The organism is Actinotalea caeni (genome assembly GCF_009733795.1).
In the GTDB taxonomy this organism is placed as follows: domain Bacteria; phylum Actinomycetota; class Actinomycetes; order Actinomycetales; family Beutenbergiaceae; genus Pseudactinotalea; species Pseudactinotalea caeni.
Genome location: NZ_WNXX01000001.1, coordinates 339,795 through 361,064, shown reverse-complemented (window position 1 = coordinate 361,064; position 21,270 = coordinate 339,795). Strand labels below are relative to the sequence as shown.

Sequence of the window (21,270 nt, the reverse complement as noted above, 5' to 3'; positions counted from 1 at the left end):
CCGCTGACGTATGCGGTGGCTCTTCGCGATCGCCTACCTCCTGCTGCTGCTGTTCGTCGTCGCGATGCTGATCCGGCTCGTCTTCGACTGGGTCCAGGTGTTCGCCCGGGACTGGAAGCCGCGCGGGATCGCTCTCGTCGTGGCCGAGGCCGTGTACACCGTGACCGATCCTCCGCTGCGGTGGCTGCGGCGTAGGATCCGACCGATCAGGATCGGCGGGGTCGCGCTCGATCTCGCGTTCCTCATCGTGATGTTCGCGTGCTCGATCGGGCTGGCCGTGCTCAGCAGCCTGATCGCCAGGTTCTCCTGACATGAGCTAGTTTGATCCGTGGCAACACTGCCGAACGACCGACAGACCGAGGTGACGACGACATGGCGCTGCTGACAGCGGACGACGTCCTCAACAAGAAGTTCCAGCCGACCAAGTTCCGCGAGGGCTACGACCAGGACGAGGTCGATGACTTCCTCGACGAGGTCGTCAACACGCTGCGCGCGCTGGACGCCGAGAACAGCGAGCTCAAGGCCAAGCTGGAGGCCGCCGAGCGGCGCCTGCAGGAGGCGCCCTCCGCTGCGCCGGCGGCCGAGCAGAGCACGCAGCAGATGCCCGCGGTCGCCGAGTCGCCCGTCGAGCCCGAGCCTGAGCCCGAGCCGCAGCCGGCCCCGGTGCCCGCCTACGCCGCTCCCGCGCCGCAGACGGCGCAGGGCGAGCCGGAGTCCGCGACCGGCCTGATCGCGCTGGCGCAGCGCGTCCACGACGAGTACGTGAGCAACGGCAAGGCGGAGGCCGAGCGCATCCTCGCCGAGGCCCGTGCCGAGGCCGAGCGGGTCGCCCGCGAGGCCGAGGAGCAGCGCAACCGCACGCTCGGCCAGCTCGAGGGCGAGCGCTCGCTGCTCGAGCGCAAGATCGACGAGCTCCGCGTGTTCGAGCGCGACTACCGCACCCGCCTCAAGAGCTACCTCGAGGGTCTGCTCAACGACGTCGAGGGGCGCGGTTCCCTCGCAGGTGCCGGTACCGGTCCCGAGAGCGAGATCCACCGTCCGTAACGAGGGACCCGCGGCCGTCGGCCGCGACTCGCACGACGTTCGACGACGCCGGCTGCCGGCAGCCCTGTGGCTGCTGGCGGTCGGCGTCCTCGTCGCTGACCAGGTCACGAAGGCCATCGCGCTGGCCGGCCTGACCCCCGGTGTCAACGTCCCCGTGCTGGGCGAGGCGTTCGGCCTGCTGCTGGTGTTCAACTCCGGCGCGGCGTTCAGCTTCGCGACCGGCTCCACGTGGGTGTTCACGATCGTGGCCGTCGTGGTGGCGGTCGTCATCGTCCGCATCTCGCGCCGGCTCGGCTCGCGCGGCTGGGCGATCGCGCTCGGCGCGCTGCTGGGCGGCAACGTCGGCAACCTCGCCGACCGGCTGTTCCGTGAGCCGGGCTTCGGCCGCGGCCACGTCGTCGACTTCCTCAACTACAACGGCTGGTTCGTCGGCAACGTCGCGGACATCGCGATCGTGCTCGGCGCCGCCGGCATGGCGCTGCTCGCGTTCCTCGGGATCGGCGTCGACGGCTCCCGGCACCACGCCCCGCAGGAGCAGGACGCCGAGGGCGGCGGGGACCACGAGGATCCGGCCACCGGTGCGGCCGAGGACCCCGACTCCCAGCCGGAGCGCACCGACGACGCGAGCACCGCGGGCGCCGAGCCCGACCCGGCGGGCTGACATGGCACAGGTACGGTCGCTGCCCGTGCCGGACGGGCTGGCGGGGGAGCGGGTCGACGCCGCCGTGGCGCGCCTCCTCGGCCTGAGCCGCACCCGCGCCGCCGAGCTGGCGGAGGCCGGCGAGGTGAGCGTCGACGGCGCCCAGGTCGGCAAGTCCCACCGCCTCACGCCCGGCTCCTGGCTCGAGGTCACGCTCCCCGACGCGCCCTCCGTGCCGGCCGCGCCGCCGGAGCCCGTGCCCGGGATGCGGGTGCTGCTGGAGGACGACGACGTCGTCGTCGTCGACAAGCCCGTGGGCGTCGCCGCGCACCCGAGCCCGGGCTGGACCGGGCCGACCGTGGTCGGCGGCCTCGCGGCCGCCGGGTACCGGGTGGCGACGTCCGGGGCCGCGGAGCGGCAGGGCGTCGTGCACCGTCTCGACGTCGGCACCTCCGGGCTGATGGTCGTCGCGAAGAGCGAGCTCGCCTACTCGGTGCTCAAGCGGGCGTTCAAGGAGCGCACGGTCAGCAAGGTCTACCACGCGCTCGTGCAGGGCCACCCCGACCCGACGCGCGGCACGATCGACGCGCCGATCGGGCGCCACCCGACGCACGACTACCGGTGGGCGGTCGTCTCCGACGGCAAGCCCAGCGTCACGCACTACGAGACGATCGAGGCGCTGCGCGCGGCCACGCTCCTCGAGATCCACCTCGAGACCGGGCGCACCCACCAGATCCGCGTGCACACCTCCGCGATCGGGCACCCCTGCGTCGGGGACCTCACCTACGGAGCCGACCCGGTCCTCGCCGCCGAGACCGGGCTGCAGCGGCAGTGGCTGCACGCGGTGCGGCTCGGCTTCGAGCACCCGCGGACGGGGCGCTGGACCGAGGTCACCAGCGACTACCCCGAGGACCTGCGGCACGCGCTGGAGACGCTGCGCCGCTGAGCGCGGTGGCACGATACGACGCGTGGCACAGGAGACGACGGTCCGCCGGGTGACCGACGAGCAGGACATGGCCGCGGCGCTGCGCATCCGCGAGGAGGTGTTCGTCGGCGAGCAGGGCGTGACGCTCGAGGAGGAGCACGACGGCCTCGACGAGCTCGCCTCGACCACCCACGTGCTGGCGGTCGCGCCCGACGGCGAGCCGGTCGGCACGGCGCGCCTGCTCACCGACCCCGAGCACCCGGGCGTCGTGCACGTGGGCCGGGTGGCGGTGCGGCAGGCGGGCCGGGGCACCGGTGTCGGGCGCGCACTGATGGCCGAGGTCGAGCGGATCGCGCTGGCCGACCACGCCGTCGAGGGCCCCGAGGGGCGTGCGGTGCGCGTCGAGCTGTCGGCGCAGGAGACCGCGATCGGGTTCTACACCACGCTCGGCTACGCGATCTCGGGCGAGCGCTACCTCGACGCACGCATCTGGCACCGGGACGCGAGCAAGACGCTCACGGCGGCATCGGACGGCCCGGACGGCCCGGACGGCTCGAACGGCCCGGACGGCTCGGTCGGCTAGGAGGCCAGCCGGGCGAGCCTGCGCACCGCCTCCGCCAGCGTCGCCTCGGACTTCGTGAAGGTGAACCGCACGTGGTGCCGCAGCGCCTCGCGGGTGGGGGAGCCGGCGACCGTGAACGCCGAGACCGGTACCGCGACGACGCCGCACAGGTCCGGCAGCGCCCGGCACAGCGCGTCGGCGTCGGCCAGCCCGTGGGCCTCGACGACGTCGCTCGCGTCGGCGACGACGAAGTAGGTGCCCTCGCCGGGCACGGTGCGCAGCCCCGCGGCTTCCAGGCCCTCGACGAGCAGGTCCCGGCGGCGGGCGAGCGAGGCCGCCAGCCCGGCGACGAACCCGGCGTCGGGCCCGTCGGTCGTCTCGAGGTCGAGCGCGTGCGCCACCGCCGGCTGGAACGGTGCGCCGGAGACGTAGGTGAGGAACTGCTTGACGGCGCGGACCGCGTCGACCAGGTCGGCCGGGCCGCTGACCCAGCCGATCTTCCAGCCCGTGAACGAGAACGTCTTGCCGACCGAGGAGATCGTCAGCGTGCGCTCACGCATCCCGGGCAGCGTCGCGACCGGGACGTGCTCGGCGCCGTCGAACGTGAGCCGCTCGTAGACCTCGTCGGTGACGACCAGCAGGTCGTGCGCGACGGCGGCGCTCGCGACCGCCGCGAGCTCCTCGCGCCGCAGCACCGACCCGGTCGGGTTGTGCGGGGAGTTGAGCAGCAGCACCCGCGCGCCCGTGCGCGCGGCCGCGGCCCGCAGGGCCGCCAGGTCGGGCCGGAAGCCCTCGGCCGAGGGCACGAGCGGCACCGTGACGAGCTCGGCGCCGGTCAGCGCGACCACCGCGGCGTAGGCGTCGTAGAACGGCTCGAGCGTGACGACAGCCTCACCGGGCCCGACCAGCGCCAGCAGCGCGGCGGCGATCGCCTCGGTCGCACCGGTGGTCACGAGCACCTCGGTGTCGGGGTCGAGCTCGATCCCGTAGTGCCGCTGCTGGTGCGCCGCCACCGCCTGCCGCAGCGCGGGCACGCCGGGGCCGGGCGGGTACTGGTTGACGCCGTCGAGCAGCGCCCGCGCGGCGACCTGCTTGACCGACTCGGGACCGTCCTCGTCGGGGAACCCCTGCCCGAGGTTCACCGACCCGGTCGCGAGCGCGAGCGCCGACATCTCGGCGAAGATCGTGGGTCGGGTCCCGCCGTCCGGGGCGAGCAGCCCGACGGCTCGGGCGACGTCCTGCCAGGGTCCGGTGCGCACCACGCCGAGCCTAGTGCGGACCGGACGGAGGGTCGCCGCCCGGACGTCGGAGAGGCGACCTAAGATCTGAGGATCATGCCCGCCCCTGGCTCTCACAGCTCCGACGACTTCGTCCACCTCCACGTCCACACCGAGTACTCGATGCTGGACGGCGCCGCACGGGTGAAGGAGCTGTTCGCCGAGGCGCAACGGCTCGGCCAGACCGCGCTGGCCACCACCGACCACGGCTACCTGTTCGGCGCCTACGACTTCTGGCGCACCGCCAAGCAGTTCGACGTCAAGCCGATCATCGGCGTCGAGGCGTACGTGACGCCGGGCACCAGCCGGTTCGACAAGAGCCGTGTGCGGTGGGGCGACGAGTCCCAGCGCACCGACGACGTGTCCGCGCGCGGCGCGTACACGCACATGACGCTGCTGGCCGAGGACACCCCCGGCATGCACAACCTGTTCCGGATGAGCTCGCTCGCCTCGCTCGAGGGCCAGCTCGGCAAGTGGCCGCGCATCGACCGCGAGCTCATGCAGACCTACGCGAAGGGGCTGATCGCGACCAGCGGCTGCGCCTCGGGCGAGATCCAGACCCGGCTGCGGCTCGGCCAGCACGACGAGGCGCGCCGCGCCGCCGGCGAGCTGCAGGACATCTTCGGCAAGGACAACTTCTTCATCGAGGTCATGGACCACGGGCTGGAGATCGAGCGGCGCACGCTGCCCGACCTCATCCGGCTGAGCAAGGAGCTCGGGGCCCCGCTGCTGGCGACCAACGACCTGCACTACACCAAGGCCGAGCACGCCCACGCGCACGAGGCGCTGCTGTGCGTGCAGTCGGGCTCCACGCTCAACGAGCCCACCTACGAGCAGGGCGGCAACCGGTTCGCGTTCGGGGGCGAGGGCTACTACCTCAAGAGCGCCGCCGAGATGCGCGACGTGTGGCGCGACCACCCGGAGGCGTGCGACAACACGCTGCTGGTCGCGCAGCGGTGCGAGGTCGAGTTCACCGAGCAGGTCGGCCGCTACATGCCGCACTTCCCGGTGCCCGACGGCGAGGACGAGATCTCCTACTTCGTCAAGGAGGTCGAGGCCGGGCTGCACCGCCGCTACCCGAACGGGGTGCCGGACGACGTGCGCAAGCAGGCCGAGTACGAGGTCGAGGTCATCACCTCGAAGGGGTACGCGGGCTACTACCTCGTGGTCGCGGACTTCATCAACTGGGCCAAGCGCAACGGCATCCGGGTCGGACCGGGCCGTGGTTCGGGCGCCGGGTCGCTGGCCGCGTACGCGATGGGGATCACCGACCTCGACCCGCTCAAGCACGGGCTGATCTTCGAGCGGTTCCTCAACCCCGAGCGCATGTCGCTGCCCGACTTCGACATCGACTTCGACGAGCGTCGCCGCGGCGAGGTGATCCGCTACGTCAGCGAGAAGTACGGCGAGGACAAGGTCGCCTACATCGTCACCTACGGCACGATCAAGGCGAAGCAGGCGCTCAAGGACGCCGCGCGCGTGCTCGGCCACGACTTCGCGACGGGCGAGCGGCTCACCAAGGCGATGCCGCCCGCCGTCATGGGCAAGGACGTCTCGCTGAGCGGGATGTTCGACCCGAACGACAAGCGCTACGCCGAGGCCGGCGAGTTCCGCCAGGTCGTGCAGTCCGACCCGGTTGCCCAGGAGGTGCTCGAGACCGCCAAGGGTCTGGAGAACCTCAAGCGCCAGTGGGGCGTGCACGCGGCGGGCGTCATCATCGCCTCCGAGCCGCTGATCGACATCATCCCGATCATGCGGCGCGAGCAGGACGGCGCCGTCATCACCCAGATCGACTTCCCGGCCGGCGAGGACCTCGGCCTGGTGAAGATGGACTTCCTGGGCCTGCGCAACCTCACCGTCCTCGACGACGCCGTCAAGAACATCGAGATCAACGGCAAGGAGCCGGTGGTCCTGGAGGAGCTGCCGCTCGACGACCCCGCGACGTACGCGCTGCTCTCCCGGGGCGACACCCTGGGCGTGTTCCAGCTGGACGGCGGCGGCATGCGCACGCTGCTGCGGCAGATGCGGCCGGACAACTTCGAGGACATCTCCGCCGTCGGCGCGCTCTACCGCCCGGGCCCGATGGGTGCGAACTCGCACACGAACTACGCGCTGCGCAAGAACGGCCTGCAGCCGATCACGCCGCTGCACCCGGCCCTGCAGGGCCCGCTCGACGAGATCCTGTCCACGACCTACGGCCTGATCGTCTACCAGGAGCAGGTCATGGAGATCGCCCGGCGGCTCGCCGGGTACACGCTCGGACAGGCGGACCTGCTCCGCCGCGCCATGGGCAAGAAGAAGAAGGAGGTGCTCGACGCCGAGTACGTCCCCTTCAGCAACGGCATGCGCGCGAACGGCTACCCCGAGGAGGCCATCAAGGCGCTGTGGGACGTGCTGGTGCCGTTCTCCGACTACGCGTTCAACAAGGCGCACTCGGCGGCGTACGGCCTGGTCTCCTACTGGACCGCCTACCTCAAGGCCAACTACCCGACCGAGTACATGGCGGCGCTGCTCACGAGCACGCGCGACGACAAGGACAAGTCGGCCCTCTACCTCAACGAGTGCCGCCGGATGGGCATCACGGTGCTCCCGCCGGACGTCAACGCCTCGGCGGGCACGTTCACACCGGTCGGCGACGACATCCGGTTCGGGCTCAGCGCGGTCCGCAACGTCGGCACCAACGTCGTCGACGCCATCGTCAAGGCGCGCGAGGAGAAGGGCGACTTCACCTCCTTCACCGACTTCCTCGACAAGGTGCCCGCGGTCGTCTGCAACAAGCGGACGATCGAGTCGCTGATCAAGGCGGGCGCGTTCGACTCGCTCGGCCACACCCGGCGGGCGCTGCTGTCGATCCACGACGCCGCGGTCGACTCGGTGATCGGCGCCAAGCGCAAGGAGGCCGAGGGCCAGTTCGACCTGTTCGCCTCGCTCGGCGGTGAGAGCGACGACGACATGGGCGGGATGACGTTCGCGGTCGCCGTCCCGGACCTGCCGGAGTGGGACAAGAAGCAGAAGCTCGCGTTCGAGCGCGAGATGCTCGGGCTGTACGTCTCCGACCATCCCCTCGCGGGGCTGGAGCACGTCCTGGAGCAGGCCGCGGACGTCTCGATCGCGACCCTCAACGAGGACACCGAGCGTCCCGACGGCTCGACGGTCACGATCGCGGGTCTGATCACGGGTCTGCAGCGCAAGGTGTCCAAGCAGGGCAACGCGTGGGCGGCGGTCACGATCGAGGACATGGCCGGCAGCGTCGAGGTGATGTTCTTCGGCGAGACCTACCTCGCGTACTCGACGCAGCTCGCGGAGGACGCCGTCGTCGTCGTCAAGGGCCGGGTGCGGCGCCGCGACGACACGATGGCGCTGCTCGCGATGGAGATGTCGGTGCCGGACACGACGGTCGTCGACGACGCCCCCGTCACGCTCAGCATCCCGTCCAACCGGTGCACGCCGCCGGTCGTCGAGCAGCTGCGCGACATCCTCGCCACCCACCCCGGTGTCACCGAGGTGCACCTGCGGCTGACGTCGCCGGGGCGCGCGACGGTGCTGCGGCTGCAGGACTCGTTGCGGGTGCAGCGCACGCCTGCCCTGTACGGCGACCTCAAGGCGCTGCTCGGGCCGAACTGCCTGGTGTAGCGATGCGTCGGCGACGGTCGTGGCTGCGTGCCTGGGCTCCCGTGATCATCGGGATCACCGCGCTCGCGCTGGCGGTCGCCGGGGTCGCTGCGCTGGTCTCGGCGCAGGAGCCGACGCACGGTCGTGCCGAGGACGTGGCTGTGTTCCGGCCGCCGCTGACCGGGCGCTCGCCCGACGTGATCCGAGGGGACCTGCGCCGCGAGGCCGGCTGCACCTACCTCGACGGGCGTGACGGGCGTCGCTGGATCGTGCTGTTCCCCGACCTCGGCACCCGGTGGGAGAACGACGCGCTGTTCGTCGAGCGGAGCCGCTACCCGCTGGACCGCTCGATCGCGCTGCGCGGCCGCGTGGTGAAGATCCCGGTGTCCGGGTTCCGCACCGACATCCCCGGCGACTGCCGCCCGACGGGGTTCTTCTTCCTCGTGCAGGTCTGAGCGGCCACGTCCCGGGCGGCGGCGCGACCGCCTCGCCGTGCTGCCTACACTCGCTCCCCATGAGGACGATCGACCTGCGTGGCACCACCCTGAGCCCGAGCGAGCTGCGTGACCGGCTGCCGCGGGCCGAGGTCGACATCGAGGTCGCCACCGAGCGGGTCGCGCCGATCCTGGCGACCGTCCGGGCCGACGGCGCCGAGGGTGTGCGGCGCCTGAGCGAGGAGCTCGACCAGATGGTGCCGCACTCGCTGCGGGTGCCGCGCGAGGTCCTCGCCAGGTCTGTCGAGACGCTGCCGGAGGACGTGCGCGAGGCTCTCGTCGAGGCGATCCGGCGGGCGCGGCTCGGGCACGAGGCGCAGCTGCCCACCGAGCGGACCACCGCGATGGCCGACGGCGGCCTCGTGCACCAGCGCTGGGTGCCGGTGCGGCGCGTGGGGCTGTACGTGCCGGGCGGGCTCGCCGCCTACCCGTCGTCGGTCGTCATGAACGTCGTGGCGGCGCAGGTCGCGGGCGTGGAGTCCCTCGCGGTCACGAGCCCGCCGCAGAAGGACAACGACGGCTGGCCCGACCCGACGATCCTCGCCGCCTGCGAGCTGCTCGGCGTCGACGAGGTGTACGCGGTCGGCGGCGCCCAGGCGGTGGGCATGCTCGCCTACGGCGTGCCGGGGGACGACGCGGCCAACGCGTGCGAGCCGGTCGACGTCGTCACCGGCCCGGGCAACATCTACGTCGCGGCCGCCAAGCGCGCGGTCATGGGCGTCGTCGGCATCGACGCCGAGGCAGGCACGACCGAGATCGCCGTCCTCGCCGACGCGACCGCCGACCCGGCGTTCGTCGCTGCGGACCTGATCTCGCAGGCGGAGCACGACCCCGCCGCCGCATCGGTGCTGGTGACCGACTCCACCGAGCTGGCCGACGCCGTCGCGGCGCAGATCGAGGAGCAGGTGCGCCAGGCCAAGCACAGCGAGCGGATCCGGGCCGCGCTCGGCGGCCCGCAGTCAGGGGTGGTGCTCGTCGACGACATCGAGCACGGCCTGCAGGTCGTCGACGCCTACGCCGCCGAGCACCTCGAGGTGCAGACGGCCGACGCCGCCGCCGTGGCTGCGCGCGTGCGCAACGCGGGCGCGATCTTCGTCGGCCCGTACACGCCTGTGCCGCTCGGCGACTACATCGCCGGCTCCAACCACGTGCTGCCCACCGGCGGTACGGCGCGGTTCGCCTCCGGGCTCAACGTGCACGCCTACCTGCGCTCGGTGCAGGTGGTCGAGTACACCGCGGCGGCGCTCGAGGAGGTCACCGACCGGCTGTGCGTGCTCGCCGAGGCCGAGGACCTGCCCGCGCACGGGACGGCCGCGGTCATCCGGCGCCGCTGAGGGGGGACATCCCCGTGGTGGCGCGGGTGTGCCACGCCTAGGTTGGACGCATGGAGACCTTCTTCGACAGCATCCGACGGACCGGTTTCACACGGGGCCCGCAGCGGCTCGTGGGCGGCATCTGCGGCGGCATCGCGGAGAAGACGTCGCTGCCCGTGCTCCTCGTGCGGGTCCTCATGCTCGTGGCGTTCCTGCTGCCGTTCTTCGGCGTCGCCGCCTACCTGGTGGGGTGGCTGCTGCTGCCGTGGCAGGACGGGACGATCCCGCTGGAGCGGTTCCTCTCCGGACGCGCCTGAACCAGGCCGGTCAGCCCTGCGCGAGCACGAGCGGCAGGACGGCGGTCGCGCCGGACTGCCGCAGGAGTCGTGCGGCGTGGGTGAGCGTCCAGCCGGAGTCGGTGCGGTCGTCGACGAGCAGCACCCGCCTGCCCTCGACCGCGAGCCCCTCCGGCAGCCGCAGCCGCGCGACGACCGACGCCAGCCGCTGCGCCGAGTTGACGTCGTGCGGCCCGGGTGCCCGGTCCGGGTCGGGGCGCAGCGCGCCGAGCACCGGCGCGCCGAGCAGCTGTGCGACGCCCGAGGTGAGGTGCCGCAACAGCTGCGGCCGGGTGGCCGAGTCGATCGCGACGATCGCGTCGACCTCCGGCCGCCACTCCTGCAGCAGCCGGGCGAGCGGCGCGCGCAGCGGCACCGGCAGGTCGCCGTCGGGACCGGCGAACAGGTCCCGCAGCGGCTGCGACCAGCCGAGGCCGTCGAGCCGCGCGAGCGCGCGGCCGGGCTCGTACTGCTCGTCGGCCGCGAGCCGCCCGCTGAGGGAGACGCCCAGCGCCGCCATCCCGGTGGGCCACTGCCGCCGCGGCAGCACCTCGACGCCGACCTGGTCGAGCCCGGCCCGCGCGGCCGCGACCGCGTCCTCGCTCGGCGGCCCGGGCGGCGTGACGCCGCCGCACCGGTCGCAGCGCCCGCAGCGCTCGTCGGGCTGGAGCTCGGGGTCGTCGAGGCAGCGCCGCAGGAACGTCATGCGGCAGCCCTCGGTGCGCTCGTAGGCGAGCATCGCCTCCTGCTCGGCCAGCCGGGCCTCCTCGACGCGCTGGTAGCGCTCGCCGTCGTAGGTCCAGGGCTCACCCGTGCTCGCCCAGCCGCCGCGGACCCGGCGTACCGCGCCGTCGACGTCGAGCACCTTGAGCATCATCTCCAGGCGGGTGCGGCGCAGGTCGACCAGCGGCTCGAGCGCCGCGACCGACATCGTGCCCTCGCCGAGCCGGGGGAGCAGGTCGAGCGTGGCCCGCACGTCGGCCTGCCGCGGGAACGCCATCGAGCCGAAGTAGTCCCAGATCGCCTTGTCCTCCTCGCCGGGGAGCAGCACGACGTCGGCTCGCTCGACCGCCCGCCCCGCGCGGCCGACCTGCTGGTAGTAGGCGATGGGTGACGGCGGCGCGCCGAGGTGGATGACGAAGCCGAGGTCGGGCTTGTCGAAGCCCATGCCGAGCGCGGAGGTGGCGACCAGCGCCTTGACGCGGTTCTCCTTGAGGTCGGCCTCGAGCTGCTCGCGCTCGGCGGGCTCGGTCTGGCCGGTGTAGGAGGCGACCGGGTAGCCGGCCTCGCGGAGCCGGCTCGCGGTCTGCTCGGCGGCGGCCACGGTGAGGCAGTAGACGATGCCGGAGCCGGTGTAGCCGCGCAGGTTCTCCGCCAGCCAGGCCAGGCGGGTGGAGGGGTCGGGCAGCCGGACCACCGCGAGGTGCAGCGACGCCCGGTCGAGCCCGCCCCGCAGCACGAGCACCTCGCCTTCCTCCACCTGCCCGCCCGCACCGAGCTGCTCGGCGACGTCGCGCGTGACCCGCTGGTTGGCGGTCGCGGTCGTCGCGAGCACCGGGATGCCCTCGGGCAGCTCCTCCAGCAGCGTGCGGATGCGCCGGTAGTCGGGCCGGAAGTCGTGGCCCCAGTCGGAGATGCAGTGCGCCTCGTCGACGACGACCAGGCCGGCCCCGGCGGCGAGCCGCGGCAGCACCTCGTCGCGGAAGCCGGGGTTGTTGAGCCGCTCGGGCGAGCACAGCAGCACGTCGACCTCGCCCGCGTTGATCTGCTCGTAGATCGCCGACCAGTCGGAGGTGTTGGCGGAGTTGACGGTGACCGCGCGGATGCCGGCGCGGTCGGCGGCGGCGATCTGGTCGCGCATGAGCGCCAGCAGCGGCGACACGATGACGGTCGGTCCGGCGCCGCGGGCGCGCAGCAGCGCGGTGGCGACGAAGTAGACCGCCGACTTGCCCCACCCGGTCCGCTGCACCACGAGCGCCCGACGGCGGTGGCTCACGAGGGCGTCGATGGCGCGCCACTGGTCCTCGCGCAGCTCGGCGTCGTCGCGCCCGACGAGCCGCCGCAGCGCCGCGGTGGCCTCCGCGCGCAGGTCAGGGCCGTCGGCGACGTCCACGGTGCTGGTCGAGGGCTTGGCGTCGCTCATGCCTCGACGGTACCCACGCGCACCGACGCGAGCGCGCCGACGTCCACAGCCCCGTCCGGTGTTATCGACGTGACGCCACGCACCCGCACGGGCGAGACTCGGGTCGTGGGTCACATCGAGCTGTCGGGCATCGGCGTCACGCTCCCGGACGGGCGGCCGCTGCTGGACGACGTCGCGCTGCGCGTCGGCGACGGCGCGCGCGTCGCGCTCGTCGGGCCGAACGGCTCGGGCAAGACGACGCTCACCCGCGTGATCGCCGGCGACCTCGCGCCGCAGCAGGGCACCGTGGTCCGCTCGGGCGGGCTCGGCGTCATGCGCCAGCTGGTGGGTCAGGTGCGCGACGAGACGACGGTGCGCGACCTGCTGCTCGGGGTGGCGCCCGAGCCGGTGCGCGCGGCCGCCGCCGCGCTGGAGCGCGCGGAGCTCGCGATGATGGAGGACGACTCCGAGCGGGTGCAGATGGCCTACGCGCAGACGCTGGCCGACTGGGCCGACGTCGGCGGCTACGAGCAGGAGACGCTGTGGGACGTCTGCACGGTGGCCGCGCTCGGCGTCCCGTACGAGCGCGCCCGGTGGCGCGAGGTGCGCACGCTCTCGGGCGGCGAGCAGAAGCGGCTGGTGCTCGAGGCGCTGCTGCGCGGCCCGGACGAGGTGCTGCTGCTCGACGAGCCCGACAACTACCTCGACGTGCCGGGCAAGCGGTGGCTCGAGGAGCAGCTTCTCGCCTCGGGCAAGACCGTGCTGCTCGTCAGCCACGACCGTGAGCTGCTCGCCCGCGTCGCGACCGCCGTCGCCACCCTGGAGCCCGGCGGCGCGGGGTCGCGGCTGTGGGTGCACCCGGGCCCGTTCACGACGTACGCGCAGGCGCGCGAGGCGCGCAACGCCGACCTCGAGGAGCGCCGTCGGCGGTGGGACGCCGAGCACGCCAAGCTCAAGGCGCTCGTGCAGATGTACAAGCAGAAGGCGGCGTACAACTCCGACATGGCGTCGCGGCTGCAGGCCGCGCGCACGCGGCTCGCGCGCTTCGAGGAGGCCGGCCCGCCGGAGGCGGTCCCGGTGCCGCAGCGCATCCGGATGCGGCTCGACGGCGGTCGCACCGCCAAGCGGGCGGTGGTCGTCGAGCGGCTGGAGCTCACCGGGCTGATGCAGCCGTTCGACCTCGAGGTCTGGTTCGGCGAGCGGGTCGCGGTGCTCGGCAGCAACGGGTCCGGCAAGTCGCACCTGCTGCGGCTGCTCGCCGCGGGCGGCAGCGACCCGGACCCCGAGCACCGCCCGGTCGGCGACGTGCTGCCCGAGCCGGTCGCCCACACCGGGACGCTCCGGCTCGGCTCCCGGGTGCGGCCGGGGTGGTTCGCGCAGACGCACGTGCGGCCCGACCTCGCCGGGCGCACGCTGCTCGACATCCTCCACCGCGGCGACGAGCACCGGCGCGGCCGCCCGCGCGACGAGGCGGCGCGCGTGCTCGACCGCTATGGGCTGGCGCGGTCGGCCGAGCAGACCTTCGACACGCTCTCGGGCGGCCAGCAGGCGCGGCTGCAGATCCTGCTGCTCGAGCTCTCGGGTGCGACGCTGCTGCTGCTCGACGAGCCGACCGACAACCTCGACCTGGAGTCCGCCGAGGCGCTGGAGAGCGCGCTGGACACGTTCGAGGGCACGGTGCTCGCCGTCACCCACGACCGCTGGTTCGCCCGCTCGTTCGACCGGTTCCTCGTGCTGCGGGCCGACGGCCAGGTCGTCGAGTCCGACGAGCCGGTGTGGGACGAGGGCCGCGTGCAGCGGGTCAGGTGAGCGCGACCCGGAACGCCTCGGTGCGGTAGGGCAGCTCCCAGCGGTCGCGCCCCGCGAGGTCGGGGTGGGTGTCGAGCAGGTCGGACACCTGCGCCAGCACGTCGGCGCGGACCTCGGGGGGCGCGGTGATCATGTAGCTGCGGGAGGCGACGAGGTCGAGCAGGCCCTGCCGGTCGACGGGCCGCTGCCACGACCACGTGAGCCGCTCGACGTCGCCCACGCCGTCGGGCATGCCGCGCCCCTCGGCGATGAACCGCTCGGCGGCGGACCCGTGGATGATCTCGGTGAGCCGCGCCACCCACGGGACCGACTCGTCGCGGACGTTCCAGACCAGGCCGAGCACCCCGCCGGGGCGCAGCACCCGGCGTACCTCCGGCAGCGCGCGCTCGGGGTCGACCCAGTGCCACGCCTGTGCCACGAGCACCGCCTCGACGGCGGCGTCGGGCAGCGGGACCGCCTCCGCGGTCCCGACGGCGGTGCGCACCTCGGGCAGCGCGGCCCCCAGCTGGGCGAGCATGTTGGGGCTGGGGTCGACGGCGTGCACGGTCGCGACGCGGTCGACGAGCGAGCGGGTCAGCTTCCCGGTGCCGGCACCGAGGTCGAGCACCTCGCGCGGCCGCGACGCGAGGAGCCAGTCGACGACCTCGTCCGGGTATCCGGGGCGGGCGCGCTCGTAGACGTCGGCTGCGGCGTCGAAGGAGGCCGCCTGTGCGGCGCGTGTGGCCGCGGGGTCGGTCGTCATGCCAGGAGTCCGATCTCTCGTCGTCGCCAGCGGGGGAGCGTGGCGAGCAGGCAGTGGTAGGAGTCCTCGACGAGCTCGGCGAGCAGGTCCCGGTGGGCGCCGGGGTCCGCGAGCACGACCGAGTTCCAGTGCCGCTTGTTCAGGTGGTACCCGGGCTCGACGAACGCGTGCGCCTGGCGCAGCGCCTCGCCGTCCTCCGGCGGCAGCTTGAGCGTGAGCAGGTCGCGCCCGCGGCCGTCGGTGCCGATCGTCCCGAACATCTTGTCGCCGATCCACAGCACGACGGCGTCCCAGGCGGGCTGGTCGGCCGCGCGGGCGCCGGGCAGGTCGTCGACGAGGTCGACGAGCCAGGCGTGCTCCGGGAAGGCGGTCGCAGGCACGTGAACACCCTACGCACGGGCGACGACAGCGGTCGTTGCGTACGGTGGCGGCATGGAGACGCGAGAGAGGAGCCGGGCGGCGCTGCGCGCGGCCGTCGTCGCGGTCGTGCTGTGGCAGCTGACGACCGAGGTGCGGGCGCTGATGATCCGCGCCTCGATCGACCCGCCGCTGCAGCAGTTCTGGCCGCCGGGCAGCCCGTTCACGGTGCAGACGATCGCACGCGGCCGGGTGCTCGACCTGGTCGGGCTGCTGGTCGCGCTCGGGGTCCTGCTCGCCGGGGTGTACCTGCTGGTGCGCGCCGCGACGGGCCGGGGGCGCGCGAGCCGCGGGACCGTGTTCATGGCGTCCTGGATGGGGGTCGTCCTGGCCGTCGGCGTCGCCGGTCTCGTCGGGCAGGTCCTGCTCCTGGTGCTCCAGCAGTTCCCGTCGAGCTTCTTCCTCGAGCAGCTCGGCTACGCGACGCGTGTCCCGTACTGGGGTGTCGTCGTCGGCTGGGTGGCCGCGCTGGTCGCGGCGCGCAGCGTGCCGGCCCACGACGGCGGCAACCCGGCGGTGTCGGCGGGGTACGCCGTCGACCCGGCGGGCTCGCCCGGCTACCCGGCGCCCGGGGGCGCGACCGGCCACTACCCGAGCGCCTCGGCGAGCGACCCGTCGGAGTCGCCGTACGTCGACCGCGGACGGCGTGAGGGGTAGGGGGACGCACGTGCAGGGCCCGCGGCTGGTGGCCACCGACCTCGACGGCACGCTGGTGCGCTCGGACGGCACCGTCTCCGACCGCACCCGCGGGGTGCTCGCCGCCCTCGACGAGCGGGACGTGCCGGTGCTGTTCGTCACGGCGCGGCCGCTGCGGTGGATGGAGGAGCTGTGGCCGTTCGTGGGCGGTCACGGCATGGCGATCGTGAGCAACGGCGCGATCTGGTTCGACGTCGAGGGTCGCCGGGTGCGGCAGCTGTGGGGGATGGACGCCGCGGTCGGGGTGCCGCTGACCGCGGCGATCGCGGCGGCTGTGCCGGAGGCGACCTTTGCGCTCGAGACCGAGCACGGCATCCGCTACGACCCGCGGTTCGTCGACGAGTGGGACCCGGCGCCGGAGGAGCACCGTGGCCCGCTCGCCGAGATCTGGACCGACCCGGTCGTCAAGCTGCTGGTGATGGCGCCCGGCGTCGACCCCTTGAGGTTCCGGGAGGCGACACTGGACGCGGTCGGCGACCGCGCCGTCGTCACCTGGACGGGGCCGGGACTGCTGGAGATCAGCGCGGCGGGCATCACCAAGGCGGCGACGCTGGCGCGGGTGGCCGAGGAGCTGGGCGTGGCCCGCGAGGAGGTCGTCGCGTTCGGCGACATGCCCAACGACATCCCGATGCTCACGTGGGCCGGGCGCGGCTACGCGATGGCGAACGCCGACCCGGACCTGCTCGCGGTGGCCGATGAGGTGGCACCGAGCAACGACGAGGACGGGGTCGCGCGCGTGCTCGCCGAGATCTTCGACCTCGACGTCGGGGCGCGGGGCGCCTCAGCCGAGGCGCTGCCGCAGTAGCTCCAGGGTCGTGACCGGCAGGTCGCACACCTGGTCGTGGCAGACGTACGCGTTCGGGGCGCCGCGCGTGGTGGTGCGGTGCGCGAGCAGCGGCACGCCGTGGTCGGTGCCGTCGCCGTCGCCGACCGCGACGACCGAACCGGGCGGTGCCTCGCGCCAGGCGGTGCGCACGAGGGCACCCCGGTCGTCGCCGTCGGGACCGACGATCGCGACCTCGACGGGCCGGCGGGCGCCGACCTCGGCGACGGCGTCGGCGAGTCCCCAGCCGGCGGCGCGCGGCGCGCGGGTGACGAGGGCGCCGAGGGTGCGGGCGACGGCGTCGGCCCGGTCGCGCCAGTGGTGGTCGCCGGTGAGCCGGTAGGCCCAGCGGTAGGCGTGCAGCGCGGCGCTGGAGCCGTTCGGGGTGGCGTTCTCGGCGACGTCGCGCGGGCGGCGGACCAGCTGCTCGCCGTCGTCGGCGGTGTCGTGCAGACCGCCGGCGTCGGCGACGAAGGCGGTGTCGAGGGTGCGCAGCAGCGCGAGGGCGTCGGCCAGGAGGCTGGGGTCGCCGTCGACGGCCGCGAGGGCGAGGAATGCGTGCGCGACGGCGCCGTGGTCGTCGGCGGTGCCGGGCGCGGGGGAGAGGCGGCCGGAGAGCGAGACGCGCGCGACGCGGCCGTCGCGCACGTGCAGGGTGCGCAGCAGGTGCGCGGCGCGGCGGGCGGGCTCGAGCCAGGCGGGGCGGTCGAGCAGCACGGCGGCCTCGACCAGGGAGACGACCGCCCAGCCGTTCCAGGCCGCGACGACCTTGTCGTCGCGGGCGGGGCGGGGGCGCTGGGCACGGGCGGCGAGGAGGCGTTCGCGGACACCGGCGAACCAGGCGGCGTCGTCGGGTTCGGCGAGCAGGCGGAGGGTGGAGGCGCCGCCCTCGAAGGTGCCGGCCTCGGTGACGCCGAGCAGGGCGGCGGCGCGGTCGCCGTCGTCGTCGCCCAGGACGTCGCGCAGCTGGGCGGGGGTCCAGACGTAGAAGGCGCCCTCCTGCGGGTGGCCGGTGGCGTCGGGGCTGTCGGCGTCGAGGGAGGCGGCGAGGCCGCCCTCGGGGGTGGTCATCTCGCGCTGCAGCCAGCCGACGGTGTCGGTGACGACGCGCTCGCAGAGGGCGGCGAGGTCGTGGTCGCCGCGGCGGGCGGCCTCGACGGCGCCGCGGGCGTAGCCGCCGAGCAGGAGCGCGTTGTCGTAGAGCATCTTCTCGAAGTGGGGCACGACCCAGCCGGCGTCGACGGAGTAGCGGGCGAAGCCGCCGCCGAGCTGGTCGTGGATGCCGCCACGGGCCATGGCGCCGAGGACGTGGCTGGCGACGCGCCAGGCCTCGTCGGCGACGGGCCCGTCGGCCTGGGCGGCGCGGCGCAGCAGGGCGTCGATCACGGTGGACGGCGGGAACTTGGGGGCGGTGCCGAAGCCGCCGTGGCGGTCGTCGGCCTGGGCGACGAGCAGGCCGACGGCCTGGTCGACGTCGGCGGCCGTGACGGTGCCTGGCTCCGGGGGTGCGCTGCGGGCGGCGAGCTCGTCGGTGATGGCGGCGGCGCCGTCGAGGACCTGCTGGCGGCGCTGCTGCCAGGCCTCGGTGACGGCGTCGAGCACCTGGGTGAAGGAGGGCAGGTTGGGGTGCGGGGCGGGCGGGAAGTAGGTGCCGGCGTGGAAGGCGTGGCCGTCCGGGGTGAGCCACACCGACATCGGCCAGCCGCCCTGCCCGGTGAGGGCGATGGTGACGTCCATGTAGATGGCGTCGACGTCGGGGCGCTCCTCGCGGTCGACCTTGACGGGGACGAAGCCGGCGTTGAGGACCCGTGCGACCTCCGGGTCCGAGAACGACTCGTGCGCCATCACGTGGCACCAGTGGCAGGCGGCGTAGCCGATCGACAGGAAGACCGGCACGTCCCGGCGCCGCGCCTCCGCGAACGCCTCGGGCCCCCACTCCCACCAGTCGACCGGGTTGTCGGCGTGCTGCCGCAGGTAGGGGGAGAGGCTCTCTGCCAGACGGTTGGCCATGCTCTACCGTCTCACCCCCGCGCGGAGGTGGGGTGTCGGCGAGGGGGGCGAACAGTGCACCACTGTGCCGGCCGTCGCGGCGGGCTGATGGGCCCGGGGTGGTGTGGTGCGTGGTGAATGTGCGTGGTGCGTGGTGAGCGGTGCTCGGTGAGTGGTGCGTGGTGCTCGGTGAGTCGTGCGTGGTGCGTGGTGCTCGGTGAGTGGTGCGTGGTGCGTGGTGAGCAGTGCAGCCGGACCCTGGCGCGGAGGCCTGCGGCCGTAGGCGCGCCACTCGTGCTCGGGGAGCCGTGCGTGGTGAGCGATGGCTGGTGCTCGGTGCGTGCATGCGTTTCCGGCGCGGCCCATGCGATGCAGCAGCTCTGCTGCCGCGTGTGCTCGCTGCCGCGTGTGCTCGCTGGTGGCGGTGCGGGCGCGTCGGAGGCGCTCCATCACGGTGTGCCGCTGTCGGGCACCGCGCCAGCAGCAGCGCAGCGCACCGTCCATGCCCAGACCCTTCGCGCTGGTGCCGTACATGCCTCTGACCCCGGGTCGCGGGGGGGACCGGGGTGCGGGGCGTGGTGGTCAGGGGTCGGGTGGGTCGCAGACCTCTGCCGTGTCCGTGTCGACGTTCGCGCGCGTGCTGGGCGTTGCGGCACCCGGGTTATCGGCGGCTGCGCCGTGGAGCCGGGTGGGGTCGGTGTCGGGGAGGCCGTCGATGTGGGTGGTGCCGTCGGGGTGGCGGTGGATGCGTAGGCCGTGGGGTGTGCGCCACAGGACGGTGCCGGAGGTGAGCAGGGTGTAGGTGAAGCCGTGGTGGGTCTTGAGGGTGTGGTGGCGTTGGCAGAGCAGGGCCAGGTTGGTGGTCTGGGTTTGTCCGCCGGTGTCGGGGTGGTCGTGGTCGTAGGGGTCGATGTGGTCGTGCTGGCAGCGCAGACCTGGTGCGTGGCAGCCGGGGAAGACGCAGGTGCCGTCGCGTAGCCGGACCTGTTCGCGGATCCGGTCGGGCACGTGGTAGGTGTCGGCTCGTTGTGGTTGGTCGAGGTCGAGCACGGGGCGGACCGAGAGGCGGGTGGCGCCCTCGCCGCACCAGTCGCGGATGGTGTCGGCGGTGACCGGGGTGCCGGTGTTCTCCACCCGCCCCAGCAGCACGCTGTCGCACGCGTTGGTCGGGTCGAGCGCGGACCGGTCCAGGTGCACGTAGAGCACGACCTGCCGTCGCGGTGGCACCCGCCACCGGGGACCACCCTCACCTGCGGCGTCGGCGCTATCAGCACTCGACCCAGCGGGCTGGGTCGGCTCCCCACGGTGGGCGAGGGTGGTGGTCCCGATGGGCATCGGTGGTGTCTGCTCGCCGTGCCAGGCCAGGTGTGCGCGGGCGAGGTCACCCAGCGCCCGGGCGCGGCGGACGTCGATGCTGTCCTCGGAGCCCCAGGCGGCGAGCTGCTCGGCGGCGTGGGCGAGTGCGGCTTCCAGGTCCAGGGCGTCCGGGAGGTCGATACGGCCGGTGACCGGGGTGAGCCCAGAGAGGCTGGTGCTGTCCAGGTCGACATCGACGCGCCGGGTCTCGCGGCGTTCCTCGGCCAACCGGTGCGCCGTCGTCGGGTCGAACCGCGCCAGCGCGGTCTCCACCAGTCGGTCGAGCTGGGCGCCGCCCAGCCGGTGCGCGACGGGCGCCACCTGGCGGTCGACGTAGGCCGTGCCCGCGACGGGCAGCAGCCGGGTGGCCTGCGCGACGCGGCGGGCCCGCCAGGCCACGACCTCGTGGTCGAGCACACGCGCCCACAGCAGGGGCAGCCTGTGGGCGAGCTCCAGCACGTCGCCGACGAGGCACTGCGCCGCCTGCGTCGAGCACCCCAGCGCGAGCCCGAGCTCGGCCACCGCGGCCCGGTCCACCTCCGGCACACCGGCGGCTGACAGCGGCACCTCGACCGCACGCGACCCGGTGGGGCCGGCGACCCGCTCGACAGCCGCGTCACCGGCCTGCATCGGCGGGTTCGCGACCGCCCATGCGAGCGCCGCCCGAAGCACCCGCACCTCCGCGGCATCGGCATCCCGGCGCGCCTCCCGCGCGGCAGACAGCTCGGCCCGGGCATCCATGGCGGATGCTGGGGGAGCGGCTGCCGTCGTCATGCATCGAACATACGTGCGACCACTGACACTCGCCACCCCTCGTTCCGTGCCTGTGGACGAGCGTGGTCGAGCGGCCATCTGTGGACACGTGCAGCGGGGATGGGGCGCACGGAGCTCGTGGGTCGCCGGCCAGCGCAGGGGTGGAAGGAAGCGTGCGCGGACACGAGATCTCGACACGCGCACCGAGGCGCTGGTGACGTCCGCCGTGCGCGCTGAGCGAGACGGTGGCGCGACTGCGGGGGACGCGTCGTCGCGACAGGAGGCGAGGCGTGAGGCGAGACGTGTTCGAGAAGCGCCCTCCCGCCCGCGGCAAGAGGTGCGGTGAAACCGAGACGGATGA

18 protein-coding genes are annotated in these 21,270 nt (G+C 73.8%); 12 read left to right on the top strand and 6 right to left on the bottom strand.

Features of this window, described 5'->3' with window-relative positions:
* The first annotated feature begins 10 nt into the window (after positions 1–10).
* The 5 genes from GPA02_RS01695 (at position 11) to GPA02_RS01675 (ending at position 3,192) form a co-directional block, all read left to right on the top strand.
* Positions 11–310 carry a YggT family protein gene (locus GPA02_RS01695; protein ID WP_156198090.1) on the top strand — a complete coding sequence of 100 codons (300 nt, stop codon included), beginning with the start codon at positions 11–13 and terminating at the stop codon, positions 308–310.
* Positions 311–372: 62 nt separating this feature from the next.
* A complete protein-coding gene (locus GPA02_RS01690) occupies positions 373–1,044 on the top strand; it encodes a DivIVA domain-containing protein (protein WP_156198089.1) in 672 nt (223 codons plus the stop codon).
* On the top strand, positions 1,004–1,705 hold the full coding sequence (lspA, locus tag GPA02_RS01685; protein WP_156198088.1) for a signal peptidase II: 702 nt from the start codon (positions 1,004–1,006) through the stop codon (positions 1,703–1,705). The genes GPA02_RS01690 and lspA overlap by 41 nt, the downstream gene beginning before the upstream one ends.
* 1 nt (position 1,706) lies before the next feature.
* Positions 1,707–2,630, top strand: coding sequence for an RluA family pseudouridine synthase (locus GPA02_RS01680; protein ID WP_156198087.1), 924 nt, complete (start codon positions 1,707–1,709; stop codon positions 2,628–2,630).
* 22 nt (positions 2,631–2,652) lie between these two features.
* The gene (locus GPA02_RS01675; protein ID WP_240133813.1) at positions 2,653–3,192 is read left to right on the top strand and encodes a GNAT family N-acetyltransferase; all 540 of its coding nucleotides are present in this window, start codon (positions 2,653–2,655) and stop codon (positions 3,190–3,192) included.
* Here the strand turns inward: GPA02_RS01675 and GPA02_RS01670 are convergent.
* On the bottom strand, positions 3,189–4,430 hold the full coding sequence (locus GPA02_RS01670; protein ID WP_240133812.1) for an aminotransferase class I/II-fold pyridoxal phosphate-dependent enzyme: 1,242 nt from the start codon (positions 4,428–4,430) through the stop codon (positions 3,189–3,191). The genes GPA02_RS01675 and GPA02_RS01670 overlap by 4 nt on opposite strands.
* Positions 4,431–4,505: 75 nt before the next feature.
* Between GPA02_RS01670 and dnaE the strand changes: the two genes are divergently transcribed.
* From dnaE to GPA02_RS01650, 4 genes are read left to right on the top strand one after another with little or no spacing between them, the layout of a single operon-like run.
* The gene (dnaE, locus tag GPA02_RS01665; RefSeq protein WP_156198086.1) at positions 4,506–8,081 is read left to right on the top strand and encodes a DNA polymerase III subunit alpha; all 3,576 of its coding nucleotides are present in this window, start codon (positions 4,506–4,508) and stop codon (positions 8,079–8,081) included.
* A gap of 2 nt (positions 8,082–8,083) precedes the next feature.
* A complete protein-coding gene (locus GPA02_RS01660; protein ID WP_156198085.1) occupies positions 8,084–8,515 on the top strand; it encodes a hypothetical protein in 432 nt (143 codons plus the stop codon).
* 59 nt (positions 8,516–8,574) lie between these two features.
* On the top strand, positions 8,575–9,888 hold the full coding sequence (gene hisD / locus GPA02_RS01655) for a histidinol dehydrogenase (protein ID WP_156198084.1): 1,314 nt from the start codon (positions 8,575–8,577) through the stop codon (positions 9,886–9,888).
* A gap of 50 nt (positions 9,889–9,938) precedes the next feature.
* Positions 9,939–10,184: a PspC domain-containing protein gene (locus tag GPA02_RS01650; RefSeq protein WP_156198083.1), complete on the top strand. Its 246-nt coding sequence runs from the start codon at positions 9,939–9,941 to the stop codon at positions 10,182–10,184.
* Positions 10,185–10,194: 10 nt separating this feature from the next.
* On the opposite strand, the gene GPA02_RS01645 is transcribed toward GPA02_RS01650, so the two are convergent.
* Positions 10,195–12,345 carry a RecQ family ATP-dependent DNA helicase gene (locus GPA02_RS01645; RefSeq protein ID WP_156198082.1) on the bottom strand — a complete coding sequence of 717 codons (2,151 nt, stop codon included), beginning with the start codon at positions 12,343–12,345 and terminating at the stop codon, positions 10,195–10,197.
* 105 nt (positions 12,346–12,450) lie between these two features.
* Between GPA02_RS01645 and GPA02_RS01640 the strand changes: the two genes are divergently transcribed.
* Positions 12,451–14,133, top strand: a complete 1,683-nt coding sequence (locus tag GPA02_RS01640) for an ABC-F family ATP-binding cassette domain-containing protein (RefSeq protein ID WP_156198081.1) — start codon at positions 12,451–12,453, stop codon at positions 14,131–14,133.
* On the opposite strand, the gene GPA02_RS01635 is transcribed toward GPA02_RS01640, so the two are convergent.
* Positions 14,126–14,875, bottom strand: a complete 750-nt coding sequence (locus tag GPA02_RS01635; protein ID WP_156198080.1) for a class I SAM-dependent methyltransferase — start codon at positions 14,873–14,875, stop codon at positions 14,126–14,128. The two genes, GPA02_RS01640 and GPA02_RS01635, sit on opposite strands and share 8 nt — an antisense overlap.
* Entirely contained in the window at positions 14,872–15,255 is a 384-nt protein-coding gene (locus GPA02_RS01630; RefSeq protein WP_156198079.1) for an MmcQ/YjbR family DNA-binding protein, read from the bottom strand. Before GPA02_RS01630 ends, GPA02_RS01635 begins: the two co-directional genes overlap by 4 nt.
* 52 nt (positions 15,256–15,307) lie before the next feature.
* Between GPA02_RS01630 and GPA02_RS01625 the strand changes: the two genes are divergently transcribed.
* Positions 15,308–15,949 carry a hypothetical protein gene (locus GPA02_RS01625; protein WP_156198078.1) on the top strand — a complete coding sequence of 214 codons (642 nt, stop codon included), beginning with the start codon at positions 15,308–15,310 and terminating at the stop codon, positions 15,947–15,949.
* On the top strand, positions 15,939–16,793 hold the full coding sequence (locus tag GPA02_RS01620) for an HAD family hydrolase (protein WP_240133811.1): 855 nt from the start codon (positions 15,939–15,941) through the stop codon (positions 16,791–16,793). The genes GPA02_RS01625 and GPA02_RS01620 overlap by 11 nt, the downstream gene beginning before the upstream one ends.
* On the opposite strand, the gene GPA02_RS01615 is transcribed toward GPA02_RS01620, so the two are convergent.
* Both GPA02_RS01615 and GPA02_RS01610 read right to left on the bottom strand, forming a co-directional pair.
* Positions 16,770–18,821, bottom strand: a complete 2,052-nt coding sequence (locus tag GPA02_RS01615; protein ID WP_156198076.1) for a thioredoxin domain-containing protein — start codon at positions 18,819–18,821, stop codon at positions 16,770–16,772. The genes GPA02_RS01620 and GPA02_RS01615 overlap by 24 nt on opposite strands.
* A 561-nt stretch (positions 18,822–19,382) precedes the next feature.
* The gene (locus GPA02_RS01610) at positions 19,383–20,930 is read right to left on the bottom strand and encodes an HNH endonuclease signature motif containing protein (protein WP_156198075.1); all 1,548 of its coding nucleotides are present in this window, start codon (positions 20,928–20,930) and stop codon (positions 19,383–19,385) included.
* Between the last annotated feature and the right edge of the window lie 340 nt (positions 20,931–21,270).

Coding starts and splice junctions, on each gene's coding strand:
- GPA02_RS01680 (WP_156198087.1), top strand. CDS start 1,707: ATGGCACAGGTACGGTCGCTGCCCGTGCCGGACGGGCTGGCGGGGGAG.
- dnaE (WP_156198086.1), top strand. CDS start 4,506: ATGCCCGCCCCTGGCTCTCACAGCTCCGACGACTTCGTCCACCTCCAC.
- GPA02_RS01615 (WP_156198076.1), bottom strand. CDS start 18,821: ATGGCCAACCGTCTGGCAGAGAGCCTCTCCCCCTACCTGCGGCAGCAC.
- GPA02_RS01695 (WP_156198090.1), top strand. CDS start 11: ATGCGGTGGCTCTTCGCGATCGCCTACCTCCTGCTGCTGCTGTTCGTC.
- GPA02_RS01635 (WP_156198080.1), bottom strand. CDS start 14,875: ATGACGACCGACCCCGCGGCCACACGCGCCGCACAGGCGGCCTCCTTC.
- GPA02_RS01610 (WP_156198075.1), bottom strand. CDS start 20,930: ATGACGACGGCAGCCGCTCCCCCAGCATCCGCCATGGATGCCCGGGCC.
- hisD (WP_156198084.1), top strand. CDS start 8,575: ATGAGGACGATCGACCTGCGTGGCACCACCCTGAGCCCGAGCGAGCTG.
- GPA02_RS01645 (WP_156198082.1), bottom strand. CDS start 12,345: ATGAGCGACGCCAAGCCCTCGACCAGCACCGTGGACGTCGCCGACGGC.
- GPA02_RS01650 (WP_156198083.1), top strand. CDS start 9,939: ATGGAGACCTTCTTCGACAGCATCCGACGGACCGGTTTCACACGGGGC.
- GPA02_RS01690 (WP_156198089.1), top strand. CDS start 373: ATGGCGCTGCTGACAGCGGACGACGTCCTCAACAAGAAGTTCCAGCCG.
- GPA02_RS01660 (WP_156198085.1), top strand. CDS start 8,084: ATGCGTCGGCGACGGTCGTGGCTGCGTGCCTGGGCTCCCGTGATCATC.
- GPA02_RS01625 (WP_156198078.1), top strand. CDS start 15,308: ATGGAGACGCGAGAGAGGAGCCGGGCGGCGCTGCGCGCGGCCGTCGTC.